The following is a 16,657-nucleotide window of genomic DNA, read 5'->3' as shown; positions in this document are numbered from 1 at the left end:
TACTATTGAGTATCGAAAGGATGGCGCCAAGAAAGCTTGGCCAGGGTGTGATCCCAGAGTTCGCGCGCGAGGATCGGATCGTAGGCCGCCCGATTGGCTTTGGCGACTTTGCCTTTCGCGTAGTATTCGCCGACCGCCCAGTCGACGCCGGGCACGCTGGTCACCAGCTGATCGGCGCCATCATCCGCGGACTTGATCATTCGGCTGACGGGCGTGCGTTGCATGGTCGTCAGAAACCGCGAGCCGGACGAATGACCGATATTTGTGTTGACGAAACCGGGGTGGACCACTGCCACCGAAAGGCCATCGGCCCGATACCGGCGATCTAATTCCTTGGTGAACAAGATGTTTGCCAACTTCGCCACCGCGTAGGCGGTGCTGGGCCGGCGCCGTGCCGTCGTGTCGAAATCGGCGAGCTTGACGTTGCGCAGCAGCCGCTGTGACGAGCTGGACGTGTTGACGATCGTGGCGCGTGACTCCAGCAGCACATCCAGCAATTGGGTGGTCAACAGGAACGGCGCCAGGTAGTTGACCTGATAGGTGCGTTCGTAGCCGTCGGGGGTCAGCTCGATATTGCTGGCCATCCTGCCCGCATTGTTGAGCAACACGTCGATACGCGGATGTTGCGAACGAATCTTGCCCGCCAGCGCCCGCACCTGGGACAGGTCGGCGTAATCGACGACGAAGTGGTCCGCGTCCAATTCGGCGGCCACCGCGGCGGTCTTGGTTGGGGTGCGGCCCACCACGACGATCTGGTCGCCGGTGCGGCAGAGGCGACGCGCCGCAGCCGCGCCGATGCCGTCGCTGGCACCCGTGATGACAATCGTCCTGCGCGTCATGGCGAGACCTCCACGGGGAGTGTAGCGATCACGCGACAGGCGGGCCGCCGCTCAACGACGAGTTCACTGTTCGGCCAACGCCCCACCACCATCTGCACTCAGCTGAGCCGGGGGAAGTGCCAGCATGCCGTTAGGAGTACGGGCGGAGCCCGATCACCGCCGCAGTGAGTAACGAACCGGCAGGTGCTTGAGCCCGCCGACGAAGGTCGTAGCGACCAGCTCCGGGTCACCGGTCAGTTCAATGGATTCCAGGCGTGGCAGCAGCTCGGAGAAGAAGCTGCTGACCTCCATGCGGGCCAGCGCCGCACCCATGCAGAAGTGCACGCCGTAGCCGAAGGCCAGGTGCTTGTTGGGGTCGCGACCGACGTCGAAGCGGAACGGGTCGTCGAAGACTTCCTCGTCGCGGTTGGCCGATACGTAGGACAACAGCACGGATTCGCCTGCGGCGATGGGCACTCCGCGCACCACGGTGTCGCTGGAGGCGGTGCGCATGAACTCCTTGACCGGGGTGACCCAGCGGATCATCTCGTCGGTGGCCAGCGGCATCAGGTCGAGGTTGTCGCGCAGGCGTTGCAGCTGGTCGGGGTTCTCGATGAGCGCCTGCAGGCCGCCGGAGATGGTGGCGCTGGTGGTGTCGTGGCCCGCGGTGGCGACGATCAGGTAGTACGAGACGGTGTCGATGTCCGACAGCGGTTCGCCGTCCACGCGGGCGTTGGCGATCGCCGAGGCGAGATCCTCGGTCGGGTGCTCGCGGCGGGACGCCGTCACGCCGTTGAAGTACTGGAACATGTCGAACAACGCCGGCAGCTGATCCTCGTTGGAGCTGCCGCGCTTGAATTCGGAATCGTCGCTGCCGAACAGTTCCTGGGTCAGCTTGAGCATGCGGGGAAAGTCTGCCTCGGGCAGGCCCAGCAGCGACATGATCACGTAGAGCGGGTAGTTGACCGCGACCTCTTGAACGAAGTCGCATTCGGGACCGGCTGCCATCATCTTGTCGACGTAGATCTTGGCCAGTTCGTCGACGCGAACCTTCAAGGCCCGCATCGCCTTCGGGCGAAACCAGTCGGAGCCGATCGCGCGTACCACCCGGTGCTGCGGGTCGTCCATGTGGATCAGCGTGCGCACACCCGCGGCGGCCTGCATCTCGTCGCCTTCGGCGGTCGTGAGCACCGGACGCGGCCAGTTGGTGAAGAGCATGTTTTCACGCTCGATGTCCATGATGTCGGCGTGTTTGGTGATCGCCCAGAACGGTCGGTAATTCGGGACCTCCACCCACGACACCGGGGCGTTGGCGCGCAGGTGCGTCAACGCCGCGTGCAGCCCCTGCTCGTCGGTGTAGGCCAACGGGTCCGCCAGCAGGTTGGCGGCCTCGTCCATCGTGGTTGCGCTCACGGGTGAAACTCCTCGATTCGGGGCGCCCCCGCCGGCCGAAGACGGACCTTGAGGCGGGGCGCGTCAGGCATGCGGGTAACTTTACAGTAAGCAATCCAGTATGTGACCCCGCAATCCGTGGTGACCGCAAGCGGGTCGCCCCGCTGAGATTCGTCGCGCGACGGATCCTCGATGAGGTAGGACATAGGCATGCCGAAAGCCCAGGACTGGGGAGAAACGCTCGACGATCTCGAGCGCCGCCGTCAGCACGCGTTCGAAATGGGCGGGCCGGAGCGGCTCGACAAGCACCGCAACAAGGGCAAGCTCGACGCCCGCGCGCGAATCGAGTACCTCCTCGACCCGGGCACGTTCCGTGAGCTCGGCACCCTGGTCGGAGGTGAGACCGCGGCCGACGGGCTGGTCGTGGGCTCCGGTGAGATCAACGGCTCACCGGTGATGCTGGGCGCCGAGGACTTCACCACGCTGGCCGGCAGCATCGGTCCCGGCGGCAATTCCAAGCGGTACCGCATCGCCGAACTGGCGCTGCGCGACAAGATCCCGCTGGTCATGCTGCTCGAAGGCGCCGGCTTTCGCCCCACCGGCGGGCACTACGGGCGCACCCCGACCGACCTGCTGGCGCAGGCGCAATGCTCGGGGCGCGTCCCGACCGTCGCCGCCGTCCTCGGCCCCTCGGCCGGGCACGGCGCCCTGGTGGCCCCGGTTTGCGATTTCCGGATCATGAGCCGGCAGGGCGCGATCTTCACCGCTGGCCCCCCCGTCGTCAAAGAGTCGACCGGAGAAGACATTTCGAAGGAGGACCTGGGCGGGCCGGACGTCGCTTTGCCCAGCGGCGTGATCCACAATGTCGCCGAGGACGACGAAGCGGTGCTCGACGACGTCCGCCGCTACCTGTCGTACTTCCCGCCGAGCGCCTGGTCGTACCCGTCGCCGCAACCGACCGGTGCGGCCGCCGACCCGCGGGCGACGCCGGAGCTGCTCGACATCGTCTCCCGGGACAACCGCCGCGTGTACGACATGCGGGCCGTGCTCGACGTGGTCTTCGACAGCGCCGACTGGTTCGAGGTGCAGCCCCAGTTCGGCAGGGCGATCGTCTGCGCACTCGCCCACCTCGGCGGCCACCCGGTCGCGGTGGTGGCCAATCAGCCCCAGGTGCTCGCGGGCTCCATCGACGCCGACGCCGCGGACAAGGCGGCCCACTTCATCATGGTGGCGGATTCCTTCCACCTGCCGATCGTGTTCCTCGCCGACAATCCGGGCATGCTGCCCGGCAGCCGATCCGAGCGCGCCGGCGTGCTGCGCGCCGGTGCGCGGATGTTCGCCGCGCAGACGGCCGCCACCACGTTGAAGCTGCACCTCACGCTGCGTAAGGCGTACGGGTTCGGCTCGATGGTCATGTCGCTGTTGGGTTTCGATCATCAGGTCGCGACCTTCGCCTACCCCGGCGCGACGATGGGCGCCATGAGCGCCGCGGCGCTGAGCCGCGCCTCACACGCCGGCGAAGACCTCTCGGCGAAGCTGCGCAACGCCGAGCTGGAGGCGTCCTATCGATCGGCCGAACACATGGGGTTCGACGAGCTCATCGATCCCCGCGAGACGCGCGATGCTCTGCTCGCGTCCTTGAAGCGTGGCCTGTCGAGCAGGCAGGCCGCCGCCGAGCCGGTGTCCCGGACGGTCATCCTGCCTTAAGACTGCCGCGAGATTGCATCTACCGATTCGCGATACGCCGCGACGATCGGCTCGAGCTCGTCGGGCGTGGCGCCGTGCATGATGACCGCGTCGGCGCCGTAGTCGAACTCCTTGCGGATGCGGTCCACGCACTGTTGGGCGGACCCGGTGGCCGAGGGCTCCAGCCATTCGTCGGGAATCAGCGTCGCAATGTGCTCGATCTGTTCGGGCGTGCCCTTGTGGTCGATCCCGCCCGCGATCGACGTGACCACCGGGTCTTCGCGGAACCGCTGCAGCACATCGGGATCCCAGTCATTGGTTCGGACGAGCAGGTCGCCGTAGCCCTGCAGGTAAGTGGCCAGCCGCGCGACGGTCTTCTTCAGCCGCAGCTCTTCGGGCAGGTGGTCCCCGACGGTCGCGAAGCACGACCACACCCGCACGCTGTCGGGGTCGCGGCCCGCCTTCTCCGCGGCGGACTTCACGGTTTTGACGCTGCGCTGCAAGGTCTCCGGGGTGAAGTAGGTGTGCAAAATGACGTCGTCGAACACGCGGCCGCCGAGCGCGAGCGTGTTGGGTCCGAAGGCCACCAGGGCCAGCCGGATGTCTTCGTTGAAGTCCGGATCGAGAAAAAGGATGGGGTACTTGCCCATCGGGCCGTCGTGGTTGAAGATCAGCTCGCCGTGCCAGAGCCGGCGCATGACTTGGGCCCAATCCTCCATTTGCGCCGTCGTCACCGCCGGGATGCCGAAGGCCCCGTAGATCGCTGCGATGCCCCGGCCGACGCCCAGGGTGAACCGGCCGCCGGAGAGACGATGCATGGTGGTCGCCCACGATCCCGTGATGAGCGGGTGGCGGGTGTTGTGATTGGTTGCGGCGGTGGCGATCTGCATGCGAGTGGTCACCGCGCACGCCGCCCCGACCAGAGACGACGCCTCCTTGACGTTCCAGCGCTCGGAGATGAATCCGGTGCCGAAGCCCAGTTCCTCGCCACGGCGGGCCTCGTCCATCAAGGTCGCCGGGCCCTCACCGCCCGCGCCGGCCAGCAGATAGAAGCCCAGTTCATCAAGCGTACGATCACTCAATTCCAAACCCCTTGCTGGTAGCCGCAGTTCCAAACCTCGGTAATTTTGCCATCGACCACGCGGAACACCTCGATGCTGGCGATGTTGGTTTCGGTGCCGTCCTTGGTTTTGATCGTCGAGTCGTAGACGATCGCCACGTGTTCGCCGTCGTCGCCCTCGATGACGACGTTGAGGTCGAAGTGCAACGATTCGGCCGCCTGCCACATGTCCACCACCCGCTGGACCGCTTCGGCGTGGGTCAGCGTGCGGGAGGAACCGACCTCGTGCCGAATGACGGTGTCGCCCAACAACTCCTCGGCCAGCTCGATGTTGCGTTCGTTCCACACGACCAGGTTGTAGAGTTCGACGACGGTGCGCGCCGTCCAGGTGGGCGCCATCAGCCGGGCACCGCGTCGCGCAGGAATCGGTCGGTGATGCGCTGCACGCGCCGGGAGAAGATGTGCCCGACGTGGCTGCCGTCGTACCAGTACAACTGGCCGCCCCACCGTTCCTGCAACGCGTTGGCGGGCTCGCGCATCGCCATCCGGTCGTGCCACGCCCCGACGATCAGCCGGCGTTCCGGCGGCGGCGACGGCGTGACGGCCAGGGGGTCGATCACCGAGGTCAGCTGGGTGACGACGGGAGATTCCAGCAGCTCGCGAAATCCGTCGCGCGAGGGCCCCCAACGCTGAAGGTGCCGCGCGATCATCGCGTTGAGTCCCAGGATGGGCGTGTACAGGGCCACCGCATCGATCTGCTTTTCCAGATGCGACACCAGTGCGGCCACGGGGCTGCCCATCGAAATCCCTGCCACCACAACGGCGGTGCCTTGCGCCTGTGCCCAGCGCACCACGGCGCGCACCTCCGAGACGACCCGCATCATTCCCGCGACGTTGCCGAGCGGATCCATGTCGGGGTACGCCGGCCATTGCCGGCGCCGGCACCCGTGACCCGGCTGCACCGGCAGCGCGATGTTGAAGCCCAGCTTGCGATGTATCCGGCCGATGCCGGACATCAGCAGGTCTTCGGTGCCGCCCTGGCCGGCGCCGTGCACCCATACCAGCCAGGGTCGGGGGCCGTCGCGGTGCCGGCACACGTGCACCACCGCCCGTGCCGGGCCGCCCAACCCGTCGGCCTCCAAGCTCGGCGGCAGCGCGGGATCGTGTTCGAAAGTCACCCGTTCGTATGCCAGGCCGGCGATGCGGTGCCGGCGTATCGAGGCTTCCCGCAACGGTTTCGGGTCGCCATGCGCGCGGTCGATGCCGAGCGCCGAGAGCTCCTCGGCCGCCGCAATGCAGGCATCGAGCGGGCGCATCGCCGCGGGGCTCCCACCGAGCAGCGAAAAGCCGCTCAGCACAAGCTCATCGAGCATGACCTCACCGAACTGGCGCGCACCGCGCGGCGACAACGGGGACCAATTAGTGGACTCCTGCAGGCCGGCCACGGTGCGCGGCACCAGCATTCCGAGTTCCCGGGCCGCGTCTTTGGCCAGGCTCAGCCCGTTCAATGCCTTCGCCATGTCGCTCACCTTCAACAGCTACGCCAGTTTGAACCCGGTGTATCCGCTTGCCGCGATCTCGTCGCAGCGCCGCCGGTATTCGGGGATTCCGCCGGTATAGCCCATGTACATCCGTTTCTTGCCGGGCACGTTGCCACCGTTGTACCAGGAGTTGCACGACGGATGCACCAGCACCGTCGGCGCAACAAGCGCCGTGGCGTGGTCGATCCACTCCTGCTGAGCGGTGCTCAATGCCTCGATGGTGCGGATGTCGTGGGCGCGCAGGTACGCGATGCAGTCGCCGATCCACTCCACGTGCTGCTCGAGGGCGGCGACGAAGTTCGTCGCGGCGCTCGGGCTGCCGGGGCCCTGAACCGTGAAGAGGTTGGGGAACCCGGCGACCGCCAGACCCAGATACGACAGCGGGCCTTCGGTGGCCCAGAATTCGCCGAGCGAGACGCCGCCGCGGCCGCGAACGTCGATCCGGCTGAGCGCGCCGGTCATGGCGTCGAACCCGGTGGCGTAGACGATGACGTCGAGCTCGTGCAGCCGGTCCTCGGTGCGGATGCCGGCGGGCGTGACCTCGCGGATCGGCGACTTGCGCAGGTCGACCAGGGTGACGTTGTCGCGGTTGAAGGTCTCGTAGTAGCCCTGGTCGATGATCGGTCGCTTACACGCGAACGGATGCACCGGCACCAGGGAGGCGGCGGTCTCCGGGTCCTTGACGATCCGCGCCACCGCCTCGCCGTACAGCTTGGCGGCCATCCGGTTGGCTTCGATGTCGAAGAAGATGTCGCCCCAGTTCAATGCGCCCATGACGCCGTGCTCCTCGATGGCGCGCAGTTGTTCTTCGCGCGTCGCCGACTTCAGCGGCGGCCTGCCGAGCATTTCGAGCAGGACGGAGAAGGCGCTCAGCCGGGCCGCGCCGATCGGGTGGGCGCGCTGGGCCGCACGGATCTCGCCATACCGGGCCTTCATGTCGTCGAGCTCGCCCGGGGCGAAGCGATGCACCCGCCAGGGCAGGGTGTAGGCGGGTGAGCGCTGAAATACCGACAGCTGCAGGGCTTCTCGGGCGACGACGGGGATGAGCTGGACGCCGGTCGAGCCGGTACCGATGACGCCGACGCGCTTGCCGGTGAGGTCGACGCCGCCCTCGGGCCAGCGGCTGGTGAACAGCGACAGCCCGGCGAACGTGCCCATCCCGGGGATGTCGGGTTCCAACGGCACCGACAGGATGCCGGAGGCGGCGACGACGAAGGGAACGCGGAAGGTTTCGCCGGTTTCGGTGCGCACCGACCACGTCGCGGCTTCGTCGTCGAACGTCATCGCGACGACCTTGGTGCCGAATTGGATGTCACGGCGGAGGTCGAGCCGGTCGGCCACGAAGTTCAGGTAGGCCTCGATCTCGGGCTGGGCCGGCATCGACTCGGTCCACACCCACTCCTGCTGAATCTCTTCGGAGAAGCTGTAGGAGTATTCGATGCTCTCGATGTCGCACCGCGCGCCGGGGTATCTGTTGAAAAGCCAGGTGCCGCCCACGTTTTCGGCCATCTCCAGCACACGGGTGCGCAGCCCGAGTTCCCGCAGCCGGTGCAGCATGTACAGCCCGGAGAATCCGGCGCCGATGACGAGAACGTCGAACGAGGGATCAGCGTCGGCCATCGTCACCGCCGGTCATCTTCAAGATGGTTCGCGTCAGGTGCAAGGACTTGATCTGCCAACGACCGTCCCGCTTCTCGTAGGTCTCGTGGTAGTGCCCGGCGCCGTACAACTCGCGGCCGTCACCGAAGATCAGCAGGTCCTCCATCGCCCAGATGCCGGTCGCGGTGGTGGCCGAGGTGAGCGTGATCTCGGGGGTGTGGCAGTGATGTTTGGTGGCCACGCCCTCGAGGCCGCCCATCACCATCGGTGCGAAGTTCTCGACGCGCTCGATCGGCGGCGCGGTCTGGGGGTCCGCACCGGCGGTGGACACCGCCATGTCGAGCGTCACCACGACGTCGGCGGTGAACACTCCGCGCCAGGACTCGAGGTCTTTGGTGTCCAGGAAACGGCAGTAGCGCGCCTTGAGCTGCCGGATGGCTTCCAGCTCGTCAGCCGCTGTCGTCATCTCACTCCCTTGCCGCGCGCGGGCCGGACTGCTGAAATCTATACTGTAATGGATTTAGTATCAACGATCGCCGGGAGGCGCCGACGTGAAAGTCCCCTTCACCTGGAAGGTCACCGGCTGGTTCATGGTCGGCTGGTCCCCGGAGTTTCCCGTCGGCGAGGTCCGGCCGCTGCACTATTTCGGCGAGGACCTGGTCGCCTACCGCGACGAGTCGGGCGAGCTGCACGTCCTGGAAGCGCACTGCAAACACCTCGGCGCCCACATCGGCCACGGCGGCAAGGTGGTCGGCGACTGCGTCGAGTGCCCCTTCCACGGCTGGCGCTGGGGCCCGGACGGCTGCAACAAATACATCCCCTATCAGCCGGACCGACCCAACCGCGCGCTACACCTGAAGGTGTATCCCGTCCGCGAGCAATACGACTGCGTGTTCATCTGGCACCACCCGGACGGCAAGGAACCGCAGTGGGAAATGCCGGACATCTTCAGGAAGTTCCCCCAATTCGAGACCGATCCGGCGGCCTACTACCGGGCATATCCGGAGTTTTCCCGGCGCGCGGAGCGCGAGCCGGTGCATCCGCAGATCGTGGCCGAGAACGCCCCCGACAGCGCCCATTTCGAGTACGTGCACCACGCCACGGTGACACCCCGAGTCCTCGACTGGAAGATCGTCGACCACGAGTGGCAGTTCATCGCCGGCTGGCCTGATGCGAACAGCGACGACCCCGAGGACCTCGCGTTGCGGTTCCACAGCCACCTGTTCGGCCTCGGCGGGGCCATCAGCGTTTTCGAGGGCGCGCAGAATCACCGGCTGATCTTCACGTGCACACCGGTCGACGACGAGTGTTCGGACCTGTTCTACTCGATCTGGTGGCCGCGGATCCCCGGCGATGACTCCCCCGTACCGGAGGGCAAACTCCGGGAGGTCATCGAGAAGCAGTTCTTGTCCACCGTGTTCGACGACCTGCAGATCTGGCGCTACCAAAAGTACGTAGAGCGTCCGCCGCTGTCCAAAGTCGACGCGAAAGGCTATATGGCACTGCGGAAGTGGGCGACGCAGTTCTATGACGTCGCGCCGGTGGGCGCCCCCGCATGACGGACCTGCTGGCCGGACTGGCCGCACCCGAGCACACCGCGATCGTCACCCAGGAGTGCCAGGGCGCGGTGATGGGTCCCGATGCCGGCCTGGCCATGCTCGCCGAGGAGGCTCGCCGCGAGGCGCTGCCCAACATCGCGCGCCTGCTGCCCGCGGCCCGGGCGGCCGGGGTGCGCGTTGTGCATTGCCTGGTGCAACGGCGGCCCGACGGGCTCGGCTCCAATCACAACGCGAAGATCTTCGCGATGGGCGGCGGCAACCGGGTGGACATCACGCCCGGCACACCGGGTGCGGAGTTGCTGCCCGAATTAGGGCCGGAGCCTTCGGATTTGGTGTTGCGCCGCTGGCACGGCGTGGGCCCGATGGGCGGCACCGATCTGGACTCGGTGTTACGCAATCTCGGCGTATCCACCATTGTCGTGGTGGGCGTTTCGCTCAACATCGCGATTCCCAACCTCGTCATGGACGCGGTCAACGCCGCCTACCGGGTGGTCCTGCCCCGCGACGCGGTGGCCGGCATCCCCGCCGACTATGGTGCAGCGATGATCGCCAACACGCTGTCGCTGCTGGCCACCGTCACCAGCACCGACGATCTGCTGCAGGCCTGGGACAAGGGAGCCCGATGACCGATACCGCGCCGGAAGTTCGCGGCGGGTTCCCCGACGTCAAGCCCGTCGAGGACGCTCCCGCCGAGCTGGGCCCGTTCGTCGCCGCGCTGCGTCGCCTGCAGGACCTGACCGTGTCCACCAAGCCGGACCCCGCGCTGTGGGCCGCCGCGACGGCGCACCTGGAGAACGCCTGTGCGCTGCTGGACGGCCACCAGGTCCCGGAGATCGAGGCGGTGGCCGGCCGGGTGCTGACCCTGCCCGGGTTGGCCCATCCCCTCCTGCCGCCCTGGATGGTGACCGAGTCCGGCCCCGACGGTGTGAGGATGGCCGGGCATTTCACCGCCTCGCACATCGGCGGGAACCGGGCCGTGCACGGCGGCATGATCCCGCTGTTCTACGACTGGTTGTTCGGCATGGTGGTGTCCACCGCGGATATCCGGCCGACGCGCACCGCCTACCTGCATGTCGACTACCGGAATATCACCCCGATCGACCATCCGCTGAGCGCTCAGGGGCGCATCACCAAAGCCGAGGGCAGGAAAGTTTTCATTGACGCTACTATGACAGACGCGGACGGCACGTTGCTCAGCGAAGCCAACGGCCTGATGGTTCGCCTGCTACCCCACCAGCCGTGAGAGGCACGATGTCCGACACCACAACAACATTCACGGTGCCTGCCGTCGCGAAGGCCGTCGCGGCGGCCATCCCCGACCGCGAGCTGATCATCCATGGGGATCGCCGGTACACCTACGCGCAGGTGATCGACCGCTCCAACCGGCTGGCCGCCTACCTGCACTCGCAGGGGCTGGGGTGTCACACCGAGCGCGACGCGCTGGCGGGCCACGAGGTGGGCCAAGACCTGCTCGGCCTCTACGCCTACAACGGGAACGAATTCGTCGAGGCGCTGCTGGGCAGCTTCCAGGCGCGGGTCGCCCCGTTCAACGTCAACTTCCGCTATGTGAAAAGCGAGCTGCAGTATCTGCTGGCGGACTCGGGGGCCACCGCGCTGCTCTACCACGCCGCGTTCGCACCGCGGGTCGCCGAGATCCTCCCGGACCTGCCACAGCTACGCGTACTGATCCAGATCGCCGACGCCTCGGGCAACGACCTGCTCAACGGCGCAATCGATTACGAGGCCGCCCTGGCATCCGTGTCCCCGGAACCGCCGCCGGTGCAGCACTCCGCCGACGACCTGTACGTCCTGTACACCGGGGGCACGACCGGCATGCCGAAGGGCGTGCTGTGGCGCCAGCACGACATCTTCATGACGTCCTTCGGCGGGCGCAACCTCATGACCGGCGAGCCGTCCCAGTCCATCGACGAGATCGTGGAGCGCGCGGCCGCGGGGCCGGGCACCAAGTTGATGATCCTGCCCCCGCTGATCCACGGTGCGGCCCAGTGGAGCGTGATGACCGCGATCACCACGGGCCAATCCGTCGTCTTCCCTACGGTCGTCGATCATTTGGACGCCGACGACGTGGTCCGCACCATCGAGCGGGAAAAGGTCGCGGTGGTGACGGTGGTCGGTGACGCGATGGCCCGCTCCCTGGTCACCGCCATCGAGAAAGGGATCGCCGACGTGTCGTCGCTGGCGGTCGTCGCCAACGGCGGCGCCCTGTTGACCCCGTACGTCAAGCAGCGCTTGATCGAAGTGCTGCCGAACGCCGTCGTCGTCGACGGCGTCGGCTCGTCGGAGACCGGGGCGCAGATGCACCACATGTCGACCTCGGGGGCGGTCGCGACCGGCACGTTCAACGCCGGGCCGGACACGTTCGTGGCCGCCGAGGATCTGACGGCGATCCTGGAACCCGGGCACGAGGGGATGGGCTGGCTGGCCCAACGCGGTTACGTTCCGCTCGGCTACAAGGGCGATGCGGCCAAGACCGCCAAGACTTTTCCGGTGATCGACGGCGTTCGCTACGCCGTCCCCGGTGACCGCGCGCGCCACGGCGCCGACGGCTCCGTCGAACTGCTCGGCCGCGACTCGGTGACCATCAACTCCGGCGGCGAGAAGATCTTCGTCGAGGAGGTCGAAACGGCCATCGCGTCGCATCCCGCCGTGGCCGACGTGGTGGTCGCCGGGCGGCCGAGCGAACGGTGGGGCCAGGAGGTTGTCGCGGTCGTGGCGCTGGCCCAGGGCGCCCGCGCCGAGGCCGACGAGCTGGTGGCCCACGCCTCAAACACGTTGGCGCGCTACAAACTGCCCAAGGCGATCGTGTTCCGTCCGGTCATCGAGCGCAGCCCGTCGGGCAAGGCCGACTATCGGTGGGCGCGTGAGCAGGCGGTGAGTGGCTGAGCGATGTCATTGCTGCAGAAGGACGAGACGCTGACGGCATCGACCGAGGTGCGAGCCTCCGCGGAACAGGTGTACGCCGTCGTCTCCGACGTCACGCGGATCCCGGAGTGGAGCCCGGAGACCGTGCGTGCCCAGCGGCTGGCTCCGGACCGTTTTCGGGCCTGGAACCGAAGGCGGCTGGGGCGGTGGCGGACCGAAGCGGTCGTCGCCGAAGCCGCACCGGGACAACGGTTCTCGTTCGTCGTTCAGGCCATGGGCGGGGACTGGACGCAGTGGACATATCTCATCGAACCCGGCTCCACCGCCGGCACATCGCGCCTCACCGAAGTCGTCCGGATGTGTGTCCCATTGCCATGGGCCGCAGTGGCGTTCGAGCGCCTCTTCTTGTTCATCCGGGATCGTCGTAAAGATCTTCAAGCGAACCTCGAACTTTCGGTGGACCGGATCCGCACGATTGTCGAGGCAGGGAATCCATGAACTATCACGGGCGCATCGCTGTCGTCACGGGCGCCGGCTCCGGCATCGGCCGCGCACTGACGCAGGCCCTCACTCGCGGCGGGGCGCATGTCGCGGCCGCCGACATCGACGAAAAGGGCCTCAGCGAGACGCAAGCAGCGTGCCCACCCGGCCAGGTCACGCCGTACCGGGTCGACGTGGCGGACCGGGACGCGGTGCTGGGCTTCGCCGAAGACGTGCACCGGCAACTCGGGCCCGCCTCGATGTTGTTCAACAACGCCGGAGTCGACCTGTTCGCGAGCGTGGCGGACATGTCGTGGAAAGATTTCGACTGGCTCATCGGCATCAACATCGGTGGGGTCGTCAACGGCACCAAGGCCTTCCTGCCGCAACTCGTCGAGGCCGGTTCCGGCCAGCACCCGTCGCGGTTGGTGAACCTGTCCAGTGCCTTCGGGTTGATCGCGGTGCCCTACCAAGGCGCCTACAGCACCGCGAAGTTCGCGGTGCGCGGTTTCACCGAGGCGCTGCGCCAAGAGATGATCATCGAACGTCACCCGGTGACCGTCCACTGCGTGCACCCCGGGGTGGTCAAAACCAACTTCGGGGCCAACATGCGCGCCGCCGAGACGGAGGACCCCGACCAGGCGGCCAAACTCTTTGCGCGCGCGGCAATCACCTCCCCCGAGAAGGCCGCCCGCCTCATTCTGCGTGGGGCCGAGAAGAACCGGGCGAGGATCCTCATCGGCCCTGACGGGCGCGTGATGGCGGCGATGCCCCGGCTGCTAGGCGCGCACTACGCCGCGGTGCAGGCCTATGCCGCGAGGGTGACGAATTCGCGTTCGGGGCGCGCCGGCGCCTGACTACGGCAATACCCGCACCGGGACGTTGTTCCAGCCCGCGACGTTTTGCATGTTGACACGACGGCAGCCCGCCCAGTCCACCTCATAGCGGGGCATGTGATCGAGCAGCTTCTGCAGTGCGACAGAGCTTTCCATGCGTGCCAGCGCCGCCCCGAGGCAGCTGTGGATCCCGTACCCGAATCCGAGGTTCTGCGCCTCGGTGCGGTCACGCTCGATGTCGAAGACCTCTGGCTTCGTCCACGCGTCGGGATCACGGTTGGCCGAACCCAGCAGCAAAAACACCGGCTTGCCGGCGGGGATGGTGACGCCGTGCAGGGTGACGTCTTCGCGCGAGCAGCGCACGTTGTACTGGTTCGGGGATTCGTAGCGCAGCACCTCTTCGACGGCCGCGGGGACCTTGCTGCGGTCGTCGAGCAGTTTCTGCCATTGCTCGGGATGGCGCGCAAACAGCACCACCGCGTTGGCCACCAGCTTGGTCACCGTCTCGGCGCCGGCCCCACCCAATAGCACGGCGAACTGGGCGATTTCGATGTTGTCCAAGGCCGTGAGCTCACCGTTCTCGCGCTCGACGCGGGCCGCCACCAGGGCGCTGATCATGTCGTCGCGCGGGGCGGCCCTGCGCTCCTTCACCAACTGGTAGTAGGCGATCGCCATCTGCGTGGCGGCCTGCACGCCGGCCTCCGACATCTCGACCTCGCCCGGCTCGCGGTGCAGGAACGTGTCGAGCCACAGCCGGATCTGCTGACGGTCCTCTTCCGGCACCCCGAGCATCGTCGTGATGACCTCGACGGGGAACAACGCCGAGAAATCCTGGACGACATCGAATCCCGCGGGGTCGGTGGCGTCGAGATAGCGGTCGACCAGTCCGGTCACCAGCGGGCGCATCGCTTCGATCGCGCGCGGCGTGAACACCTTGTTGACCAGGCCGCGCATGTGCCGGTGCTCGGGCGGGTCCATCATGATGATCGACTTGTGCCCCATCGGTTCCTCGGAGCGCACAGCCGCGAGGTCCACGCCGCGCGCCGACGAGTACGTCTCGAAGTTCTTGTACGCCGCGGCGACGTCCACGTGGCGGCTCAGCGCGTAGAAGTCGTACCGTTCGCTGTAGTAGACGGGGGCTTCCTCACGCATCCGTCGGTAGGTTTCGTACGGCCCGTTGAAGAAGTCCTCCGAGAACGGGTCGAATTCCAGTTCGGCGACGGTCATTTCGCAACTTTCCTGAGTCGGCGGTGCGTGCGGGCCCGCGCGATTCGCAGGGCGGTGTTGGCGTAGAACCGCAACGAACTGCCGAACGGCGGCGCCGCGGTTCCGGTGATGCTGAACGGCAGGTCATTGCCGACCACGGTGCGGTAGTGGCTGAAGGTGTCGAACCCGGCCTTGCCGTGATAGGCGCCCATCCCGCTGCGCCCCACTCCCCCGAACGGCGCCGCGGACGGGATCATCTGCGCCGCAAAGTCGTTGCGGGCGACGCCGCCGCTGCGGGTGTTGCGGACAAAGCTGCGGAAATTCTCGTCGTCGGGACCGTACCAGTACGCCACCAGCGGCGCCGGCCGCCCGTTGATGTAGTCGATTGCCTCGTTCAGACGGGAGTAGCCCATGACGGTCAGCACCGGGCCGAAGACCTCTTCGTCGGCGATCCGCATCCGGTCGTCGATGTCGCGGACAATGGTGGGCGCAATTTTGCGGCTGGCGCGGTCGGGCAGCGACTCGCCCTCCGGGCCAATCGTTTCCACGCGGGCGCCGTGTGCCCGCGCGTCGTCGATCAGTCGTACCACTCGGTCGAAATTGGCCTGGTTGACGCTGGAGCAGTAGTCGGCGTTGGCGATCACCGTCGGGAACATCCCGCGCAACGTTTCGCGGGCGGTGTCGACGAAGCTGTCGAGGTGGTCGTCGGGCACCATGACGTAATCGGGGCAGACGCATACCTGTCCGCCGTTGACCATCCGGGCCCGCGCGATGCGCGCCGCCGATCGCGCAATGTCGGCGCCCGGCGCAACCACCACCGGGTTCTTGCCGCCCAGTTCCAGGGTCACCGGAACGAGGTTCTGGGCGGCCGCGCGTTGGACCAACGCACCCACCGACGGCGAGCCGGTGAAGAACAGATGATCGAACGGCAACGCCGCGAAGGCGGCCGCGACGTCGGCGCCACCGGTGACCACGTCGAGCTCGGCCGGGTCGAAGTACTTGGGCGCGGTCGCCGCCATCAGATCCGCGGTATGCGCGGTGATCTCCGACATCTTGATCATCACCCGGTTGCCGGCGGCGAACGCCGCCGACGCGGGCAGCACCACGAGGTTGACCGGGAAATTCCACGGACCGATCACGCCGACGACGCCGAGCGGGGTGGGCTCGACTTCGGCCCGCAGGCCACACAGCCGCGCGGCGGGCATCAGTTTGGCCGGACGCATCCATTGCGCCACATGGGATCTGGTGTGCTCGACCACAGAAGTGATCCCGATGATCTCGGTGAACAACGAGGCCGCCTTGGACCGGGTGCCGTAGTCGGCGGCCATGGCATCGATGAACGCGTCGCTGTTGTCCAGCAGCAGCGCCATCAGCCGATCGATACGGTTGCGCCGGACCGCGGCGGTGGGCGGCCCCTCGGCCACAAAGGAGCGCCGTTGCCGGTCCAGCATCGCCCGTAAATCGGCTTGCCGCCGCCCCGCCGGACCGTCAACCTGTTGGCCAACTGAACCCATGGCTGCACAGCTTACGGCAGCCGTAGCCGCGTCGATATAGTCTACTGTAATCTTTACAGTACGACCGTGTACCCGAGCCGGAG

At 67.1% G+C, this 16,657-nt stretch carries 16 protein-coding genes; 7 read left to right on the top strand and 9 right to left on the bottom strand.

From position 1 onward, the window contains the following. Positions 1-2 precede the first annotated feature (2 nt). Positions 3-839 (bottom strand): SDR family NAD(P)-dependent oxidoreductase, encoded by an 837-nt coding sequence (locus P6281_RS07235; protein ID WP_324738685.1) that lies wholly within the window; start codon positions 837-839, stop codon positions 3-5. A gap of 153 nt (positions 840-992) precedes the next feature. Continuing rightward, a complete protein-coding gene (locus P6281_RS07230) occupies positions 993-2,216 on the bottom strand; it encodes a cytochrome P450 (protein WP_014382125.1) in 1,224 nt (407 codons plus the stop codon). 204 nt (positions 2,217-2,420) lie between these two features. Here P6281_RS07230 and P6281_RS07225 point away from each other — a divergent pair, with 204 nt between their 5' ends. Further along, positions 2,421-3,917, top strand: a complete 1,497-nt coding sequence (locus tag P6281_RS07225; protein WP_014379629.1) for an acyl-CoA carboxylase subunit beta — start codon at positions 2,421-2,423, stop codon at positions 3,915-3,917. On the opposite strand, the gene P6281_RS07220 is transcribed toward P6281_RS07225, so the two are convergent. From P6281_RS07220 to P6281_RS07200, 5 genes are read right to left on the bottom strand one after another with little or no spacing between them, the layout of a single operon-like run. Then, on the bottom strand, positions 3,914-4,978 hold the full coding sequence (locus P6281_RS07220; protein WP_026071494.1) for a TIGR03857 family LLM class F420-dependent oxidoreductase: 1,065 nt from the start codon (positions 4,976-4,978) through the stop codon (positions 3,914-3,916). The two genes, P6281_RS07225 and P6281_RS07220, sit on opposite strands and share 4 nt — an antisense overlap. Continuing rightward, the gene (locus P6281_RS07215) at positions 4,975-5,355 is read right to left on the bottom strand and encodes a nuclear transport factor 2 family protein (protein WP_008254988.1); all 381 of its coding nucleotides are present in this window, start codon (positions 5,353-5,355) and stop codon (positions 4,975-4,977) included. The genes P6281_RS07220 and P6281_RS07215 overlap by 4 nt, the downstream gene beginning before the upstream one ends. Next, positions 5,355-6,476: a PHB depolymerase family esterase gene (locus tag P6281_RS07210; RefSeq protein ID WP_026071495.1), complete on the bottom strand. Its 1,122-nt coding sequence runs from the start codon at positions 6,474-6,476 to the stop codon at positions 5,355-5,357. Before P6281_RS07210 ends, P6281_RS07215 begins: the two co-directional genes overlap by 1 nt. An 18-nt stretch (positions 6,477-6,494) precedes the next feature. Continuing rightward, entirely contained in the window at positions 6,495-8,117 is a 1,623-nt protein-coding gene (locus P6281_RS07205) for a flavin-containing monooxygenase (protein ID WP_014384124.1), read from the bottom strand. Then, positions 8,104-8,562: a nuclear transport factor 2 family protein gene (locus tag P6281_RS07200; protein WP_014384123.1), complete on the bottom strand. Its 459-nt coding sequence runs from the start codon at positions 8,560-8,562 to the stop codon at positions 8,104-8,106. The genes P6281_RS07205 and P6281_RS07200 overlap by 14 nt, the downstream gene beginning before the upstream one ends. 85 nt (positions 8,563-8,647) lie before the next feature. Here P6281_RS07200 and P6281_RS07195 point away from each other — a divergent pair, with 85 nt between their 5' ends. The 6 genes from P6281_RS07195 to P6281_RS07170 are packed head-to-tail and all read left to right on the top strand — an operon-like array spanning position 8,648 to position 13,875. Further along, positions 8,648-9,655: a Rieske 2Fe-2S domain-containing protein gene (locus P6281_RS07195; protein ID WP_009957694.1), complete on the top strand. Its 1,008-nt coding sequence runs from the start codon at positions 8,648-8,650 to the stop codon at positions 9,653-9,655. Further along, positions 9,652-10,281 carry a cysteine hydrolase gene (locus P6281_RS07190; RefSeq protein ID WP_014384122.1) on the top strand — a complete coding sequence of 210 codons (630 nt, stop codon included), beginning with the start codon at positions 9,652-9,654 and terminating at the stop codon, positions 10,279-10,281. Before P6281_RS07195 ends, P6281_RS07190 begins: the two co-directional genes overlap by 4 nt. Next, complete coding sequence (locus tag P6281_RS07185) at positions 10,278-10,898, top strand: PaaI family thioesterase (protein WP_014384121.1); 621 nt, start codon at positions 10,278-10,280, stop codon at positions 10,896-10,898. The genes P6281_RS07190 and P6281_RS07185 overlap by 4 nt, the downstream gene beginning before the upstream one ends. 8 nt (positions 10,899-10,906) lie before the next feature. Then, positions 10,907-12,559, top strand: a complete 1,653-nt coding sequence (locus tag P6281_RS07180) for an acyl-CoA synthetase (protein ID WP_324738684.1) — start codon at positions 10,907-10,909, stop codon at positions 12,557-12,559. Positions 12,560-12,562: 3 nt separating this feature from the next. After that, positions 12,563-13,036, top strand: coding sequence for an SRPBCC family protein (locus tag P6281_RS07175; RefSeq protein ID WP_324738683.1), 474 nt, complete (start codon positions 12,563-12,565; stop codon positions 13,034-13,036). Next, the gene (locus P6281_RS07170) at positions 13,033-13,875 is read left to right on the top strand and encodes an SDR family NAD(P)-dependent oxidoreductase (RefSeq protein WP_014379622.1); all 843 of its coding nucleotides are present in this window, start codon (positions 13,033-13,035) and stop codon (positions 13,873-13,875) included. The genes P6281_RS07175 and P6281_RS07170 overlap by 4 nt, the downstream gene beginning before the upstream one ends. On the opposite strand, the gene P6281_RS07165 is transcribed toward P6281_RS07170, so the two are convergent. Both P6281_RS07165 and P6281_RS07160 read right to left on the bottom strand, forming a co-directional pair. Then, entirely contained in the window at positions 13,876-15,081 is a 1,206-nt protein-coding gene (locus tag P6281_RS07165; protein WP_009957701.1) for a cytochrome P450, read from the bottom strand. It lies immediately after the preceding gene. Continuing rightward, entirely contained in the window at positions 15,078-16,574 is a 1,497-nt protein-coding gene (locus P6281_RS07160) for an aldehyde dehydrogenase family protein (RefSeq protein ID WP_080587985.1), read from the bottom strand. The genes P6281_RS07165 and P6281_RS07160 overlap by 4 nt, the downstream gene beginning before the upstream one ends. Positions 16,575-16,657 lie beyond the last annotated feature (83 nt).

It is taken from the genome of Mycobacterium sp. 5-140-3-2, from assembly GCF_035666375.1.
GTDB lineage: Bacteria > Actinomycetota > Actinomycetes > Mycobacteriales > Mycobacteriaceae > Mycobacterium > Mycobacterium intracellulare.
Note: the sequence above shows the minus strand (reverse complement) of the source record. Positions and strands in the feature narration are given on the sequence as shown.